This is a genomic window from Streptacidiphilus sp. ASG 303, assembly GCF_020991365.1.
GTDB lineage: Bacteria > Actinomycetota > Actinomycetes > Streptomycetales > Streptomycetaceae > Peterkaempfera.
This window is the reverse complement of the sequence record NZ_JAJLRA010000061.1, coordinates 1-5,109: the sequence shown is the minus strand read 5'-3', so window position 1 is coordinate 5,109 and position 5,109 is coordinate 1. Positions and strand designations below refer to the sequence as shown.

Here is a 5,109-nt window from a genome sequence, read left to right as displayed (position 1 = left end):
GGTCTCGCGGGTGCGGTCGGTGAGGGGGTGGCCGGTGGCGGCGGCGTGGGTGAGGAGGTCGGCGGTGAGGGTGCGGGCGGTGGCGGCGGTGCCGGGGGTGCCGTCGAGGGTGGCCTGCCGGCGCATGGGCGTGCTCCTGCCGCTGTCGGGTGCGCCGCCGGGGACGCCGCCGTCGGGGGGGCCGTCGCCGGGCCGGTCCGGGGGGCCGCCGCCGGGGCCGGGGCGCGGCGGACCCTGCGGACACGGGCCCGCGGGACGGCGGTGAGGTCCGCCCGCCCGCGCGGTGCCGGGCCGGCGGGGACCCCTGTGGGCCCGTTCACGCAGTTCGTCCTGGACGGGGGCGGTCCGGAGGGCGGTGTCGGGGGTGCTCACCCCGGGCGGCTACCCCCCGATCCGCGTCCGATACCCGGTCGGACGGTTCCGGTCCCGTCCGGTCATGCGGCGCCCAGCAGGGCGCGGTAGGCATCGGCGTGCCGGGCGAGCTCCTCGTCCGCGACCGTGCGGGCGCCGTGCAGGACCAGCGGCTCCGCGAGGACCATGCCGCACAGGTGGGCGGTGGCGTCGATCGGGGCGAGCAGCCGGTCCATGCCGAAGCGGTTGTACCCGCCCTCGGCGTACGAGTCGGCGGGGCCTCCGGTGGAGGTGACGAGCCGGAGGGTCTTGCCGTGCAGGGCGGTGCCCCCGCTGCCGTAGGCGAAGCCGTGGGTGAGGACCTCGTCCATCCAGGTCTTGAGCACGCCCGGCACGGAGTACCAGTACCAGGGGAACTGCCAGACGACCGTGTCGTGCTCGCGCAGCAGCCGCTGCTCGCGGGGGGTGTCGATGCGGCCGTCGGGGTACGCGGCGGCGATGTCGTGGACCGTGACGTGGTCCAGGCCGCGGGCGGCCTCGGCCAGGCGGGCGTTGACGCGGGACGCGGCGAGGTCGGGGTGGGCGACGACGACGAGGGTGCGGGGGGCGGGCATGCGGTGCGGTGCTCCGGGGACGGTCGGCGGGAAACCCGGGCGGCCGGACGGGCCGGTACCGGGCTCCCCCGGGGGCAGCGGTGTGCGGGCGGGGCCGCGCCGGGAGGGGCGGACGGGGGACGGCGGACGGGCGGGCCGGGGTGGCCCCCGGCCCGCCCGGTCCGGTCTCAGGCGCCGGCGCGGGCGCCCTGGATGTGGAAGTTGAAGTCGGCGTGACCGAGGGCCCCCCACAGGCGCAGCCAGATCGGCAGCAGCATCTCGGTGCCGCGGGCGGTGGTGATGTCGCCGAGGTCGATGACGCTGCCGGCGGGCCAGCCGAAGGAGGCCAGCAGTTCGGCGGCGGCCTTCTTGGCGTCCGCGTCGTCGCCGGAGACGAAGACGTGGTGCTCGCCGGCCACGCGGGCCGGGTCGACCATGACCGAGCTGTTCATGGTGTTGAGGGTCTTGACGACCCTGGCCTCGGGGAAGGCCCGCTGGATCTGCTCGCCGAGGCTGTCGGTGTTGACGGGGTCCAGGGACGGGGGCATGCCCTGGGAGAAGTCGAGCGGGTTGGCGATGTCCAGCAGGACCTTGCCGGCCAGGTTCTCCGCCCCGGCGAGGGCGAGGGCGTCCAGGGCCCCGGCGCCGGAGGTGGCGTTGACGACGGCGTCGGCCGTGGCGGCGGCGTCGGCGAAGGAGGCCAGGCGGACCCCGGGGTTGCCCTGGTGCCACTGGGCGAAGGGCGGGGTGCCCATGGCGTCGGGCTCGGTGCGGGCGAGGGTGGCCTGCGGGTCGCGGGTGCCGACGACGACCTCGTGGCCCAGGGAGGCGAGCTTGGCGGCGACGGTGCGGCCGACGACGCCGGTGCCGAGGACTGCGTAGCGCATGGGATCCCCTTCCGTGGGATGTTCCGGTGTTCTCCGGGTGTTCCGGGCTTTCCGTGTCCTTCCGGGACGTGCGGCGGCGTGCCGGACGTCCCGGAGCGGGGGCGCCCGGCGGGTCCGCCCGGCTCCGCACCAAAACTAAACCGACCCGTTCGGTATTGCAAGCGGCTACTCTGGCCCCATGGAGAAGAGCGCCCCGGACTGCCGCCCCGGCGCGGGCCGGCCCCGCTGCCCGCGCAAGGACGCCGCGATCCTCGACGCGGCGCTCACCCTGCTGGCCCGCCGGGGCTTCACCCGGATGACCCTGGACGAGGTCGCCCGGACCGCAGGGGTCAGCAAGGCCACCATCCACCTGCGCTGGAGGTCCAAGTCCGCCCTGGCGGCCGCCGCGCTCGGGACGTTGCGCCCGCGCACCGCGCCGCCCGCCGCCGCACCCGCACCGCTCACCGCGGCGGACCTGCACGCGGACCTGTGCGCGCAGCTCGCCGACTTCGCCGCCGCGCTCCGCCGGGCCGGCGGCACGGCCCTGGTCGGCACCTGCCTGGCCGAGGAGCAGCACACCCCGGAACTGCTGCGGCTGCTGCGCGAGCACGCGGTGCGGCCGCGCCTGGCCGCCCTCCGCGCCAGCCTCGACCGGGCCCGCCGGGAGGGCGTCGGGGCCGCCGCCGACCCGGACGCGCTGGCCTCCGCCCTGCTGGGCGCGGTCTGCGCCGACCACCTCGCCGGGCGGGACGCCGGGGAGGACTGGGCCGGGCGCACCGTGGTCGCGGTGCTCGGGCCGCCCCGCCCGCCGGGCACGTCCGCCGGACCCGCGGGCGCGGCCGGTCCGGAAGGGCCCGCGGGGAGGGGGCGGCGGCCGGGCGGCCGGGGCGGCGCGACGGGGGCAGGGTCCTGTCGAGAGGGGGCCGCCCACGGGATATCTTGATGTCGAGCAATGTTGCAGACGTGGAGCGGAGCACCCGGTGACTGACTCGACCATCATCTACACCCACACAGACGAGGCCCCGGCGCTGGCCACGTACTCGTTCCTGCCCGTGGTCCAGGCGTACGCCTCGACGGCCGGGGTCCGGGTGGAGACCCGCGACATCTCCCTGGCGGGGCGGATCATCGCCCACTTCCCCGAGTACCTGGAGGAGGGGCAGCGCATCGACGACGCCCTCGCGGAGCTCGGCGAGCTGGCGAAGACCCCCGGCGCCAACATCATCAAGCTGCCGAACATCTCGGCGTCGATCCCGCAGCTGAAGGCCGCGGTCGCCGAGCTCCAGCAGCAGGGCTACGCGCTGCCGGACTACCCGGACGACCCGAAGTCCGACGAGGAGCGGGAGATCCGCGCCCGCTACGACAAGGTCAAGGGCAGCGCCGTCAACCCGGTCCTGCGCGAGGGCAACTCCGACCGCCGCGCCCCCGCCTCGGTGAAGAACTACGCGAAGACCCACCCGCACCGCATGGGCGCCTGGTCGGCCGACTCGAAGACCAACGTCGCGCACATGACCGCCGACGACTTCCGCTCCACCGAGAAGTCCGCGGTCGTCGCCGAGGACGGCTCGCTCCGCATCGAGCTCCACGGGGACGACGGCACCACCACCGTCCTGCGCGAGTCGGTGCCGGTGCTGGCGGGCGAGGTCGTGGACGCGTCCGTCATGCGCGTGGGCCCGCTGCGCGAGTTCCTCGCGGCGCAGGTCGCCCGCGCCAAGGCCGAGGGCGTGCTCTTCTCCGTGCACCTCAAGGCCACGATGATGAAGGTCTCCGACCCGATCGTCTTCGGCCACGTCGTGCGCGCCTTCTTCCCGAAGACCTTCGCCGCGCACGGCCAGGCGCTGGCCGCGGCCGGCCTGAGCCCGAACGACGGCCTCGGCGGCATCCTCAAGGGCCTGGAGTCGCTGCCCGGCGGCGCGGAGATCAAGGCGTCCTTCGAGGCCGAGCTGGCCGAGGGCCCGGCGCTGGCCATGGTCGACTCCGACCGGGGCATCACCAACCTCCACGTGCCGAGCGACGTCATCGTCGACGCCTCCATGCCGGCCATGATCCGCACCTCCGGCCACATGTGGGGCCCGGACGGCCAGGAGGCCGACACCCTCGCGGTCCTGCCGGACAGCAGCTACGCCGGCATCTACCAGGCCGTCATCGACGACTGCCGCGCCCACGGCGCCTTCGACCCGGCCACCATGGGCTCGGTGCCCAACGTCGGCCTCATGGCGCAGAAGGCCGAGGAGTACGGCAGCCACGACAAGACCTTCGAGATCCCGGCCACGGGCACGGTCCGCGTCGTCGACGCCGCCGGCAACGCGGTGCTGGAGCAGACGGTCGGCGCCGGCGACATCTTCCGCATGTGCCAGACCAAGGACCTGCCGGTCCGCGACTGGGTCAAGCTCGCGGTCACCCGCGCCCGCGCCACCGGCGTCCCCGCGGTGTTCTGGCTGGACGAGACCCGCGCGCACGACGCGCAGCTCATCGCGAAGGTCCGGACGTACCTGGCCGAGCACGACACCGAGGGCCTGCAGATCGAGGTCATGGCCCCGGTCGACGCGATCCGCTTCTCCCTGGAGCGCATCCGCCGCGGCGAGGACACCATCTCCGTCACCGGCAACGTGCTGCGCGACTACCTGACCGACCTCTTCCCGATCCTGGAGCTCGGCACCAGCGCCAAGATGCTCTCGGTCGTCCCGCTGATGAACGGCGGCGGCCTGTTCGAGACCGGCGCCGGCGGCTCCGCCCCCAAGCACGTCCAGCAGCTGGTCAAGGAGAACTACCTGCGCTGGGACAGCCTGGGCGAGTTCCTGGCCCTCGCGGTGAGCTTCGAGCACCTCGCCCAGACCACGGGCAACGCGCGCGCCCAGGTGCTCGCCGACACCCTGGACCGGGCGACCGCGACCTTCCTCAACGAGGACAAGTCGCCCAGCCGCCGCCTCGGCGGCATCGACAACCGCGGCAGCCACTTCTACCTGGCCCTCTACTGGGCGCAGGAGCTGGCGCGGCAGACCGACGACGCGCAGCTCGCGGCGGCCTTCGCCGACCTGGCCAAGACCCTGACCGAGCAGGAGAAGGCCATCGTCGACGAGCTGGTCGCGGTGCAGGGCTCCCCGGCCGACATCGGCGGCTACTACCAGCCCGACCCGGCCAAGGCCGCCGCCGTCATGCGGCCGTCGGCGACCTTCAACCAGGCGCTCGCGACCCTCGCCTGACGCGGCGTCGGCGGGCGGGCCCCCGGGCCCGCCCGCCCGACCACACCCCTCCCGCCCCGGCCCCGGCCCCCCCCCGCCCGGGCGGCCCCCGGGCCCGCC

General features: G+C 75.3%; 4 protein-coding genes. 2 read left to right on the top strand and 2 right to left on the bottom strand.

The window, feature by feature from the left end; translation table 11 throughout:
- Positions 1 to 434: 434 nt before the first annotated feature.
- Both LO771_RS29840 and LO771_RS29835 read right to left on the bottom strand, forming a co-directional pair.
- Entirely contained in the window at positions 435 to 965 is a 531-nt protein-coding gene (locus tag LO771_RS29840) for an NAD(P)H-dependent oxidoreductase (RefSeq protein WP_230748263.1), read from the bottom strand.
- A 167-nt stretch (positions 966 to 1,132) separates the two neighbouring features.
- Positions 1,133 to 1,831: an NADPH-dependent F420 reductase gene (locus LO771_RS29835; protein WP_230748261.1), complete on the bottom strand. Its 699-nt coding sequence runs from the start codon at positions 1,829 to 1,831 to the stop codon at positions 1,133 to 1,135.
- Positions 1,832 to 2,009: 178 nt separating this feature from the next.
- Here LO771_RS29835 and LO771_RS29830 point away from each other — a divergent pair, with 178 nt between their 5' ends.
- On the top strand, positions 2,010 to 2,753 hold the full coding sequence (locus LO771_RS29830; RefSeq protein ID WP_230748259.1) for a TetR/AcrR family transcriptional regulator: 744 nt from the start codon (positions 2,010 to 2,012) through the stop codon (positions 2,751 to 2,753).
- A 37-nt stretch (positions 2,754 to 2,790) separates the two neighbouring features.
- Positions 2,791 to 5,010 carry an NADP-dependent isocitrate dehydrogenase gene (locus tag LO771_RS29825; RefSeq protein ID WP_230748257.1) on the top strand — a complete coding sequence of 740 codons (2,220 nt, stop codon included), beginning with the start codon at positions 2,791 to 2,793 and terminating at the stop codon, positions 5,008 to 5,010.
- Positions 5,011 to 5,109: the final 99 nt, after the last annotated feature.